Raw genomic sequence first — 932 nt, forward strand, 5'->3', positions numbered from 1 at the left:
ACCGTCAACAACGGCAAGAAAGTCGGCAGCGTCGTCACCCAAAACAGCATCCTGACGATCGATGACGGCTCGATCGGCATCCTGGCGCAATCGATCGGCGGCGGCGGCGGCAATGGCGGCTTCGCCGTGACACTGAGCGGTTCCGGTTCCTTCGAGGGCGCTGGCGGCTCCGCCTCGGTCTCCATCGGTGGCAGCGGAGCGACGGGTGGCATCGGCAAGCATGTCGAGGTCAACAATTACGGCAACATCACCACCTACGGCAAACAGGCCGCCGGCATCCTGGCGCAGTCGATCGGTGGTGGCGGCGGCAATGGCGGCTTCAGCGTTGCCGGTACATTCACCACGGGTGCGTTGGGCGCCTCGGTTGCCGTTGGCGGCAGTGGCGGCACCGGCCAGACAGCAGGCTCGGTCACCGTCACCTCGACCGGCAACATCGAAACGCATGGCGACCAGTCGGTCGGCATCCTGGCACAGTCGGTCGGCGGCGGTGGCGGCAATGGCGGCTTCGTCGGCACGTTTGGCGCGATCGCCAATCTGGGCATCGGTGGTGGCGGCGGCGCGGCAGGCGCGGGCAAGGCAGTCGATGCGACCTATAATGGTTCGGTCGAAACCTTCAAGGAAAGGTCGGCCGGTATCATCGTGCAATCGATCGGTGGCGGTGGCGGCAATGGCGGCGGCGTCATCGGTGTCGGCCTTGGCCTGACCGTCGGCATCGGCGGCAGTGGCGCGGGCGGCGGCGCCGCGGGCAAGGTCGTCTACAACTCCACCACCACGAATATCACAACCCACGGCGCCGACTCCGCTGGCCTGATCATTCAATCGATCGGCGGCGGCGGCGGCAATGGCGGCTTTTCGTTCAATGGCGCTATCGCTGCGACCATCGGCATCGGCGGCAAAGGCGGAGCGGCCGGCGAGGCCGAGACGGTCAGGGC

General features: G+C 67.0%; 1 pseudogene. It reads left to right on the forward strand.

What is annotated here, in order from left to right:
* Nucleotides 1–932: pseudogene (locus tag EN943_RS38925) on the forward strand (autotransporter outer membrane beta-barrel domain-containing protein); the annotation flags it as partial.

Origin of the sequence: Mesorhizobium sp. M7A.F.Ca.US.006.01.1.1, from assembly GCF_003997935.1 — a bacterium.
GTDB lineage: Bacteria > Pseudomonadota > Alphaproteobacteria > Rhizobiales > Rhizobiaceae > Mesorhizobium.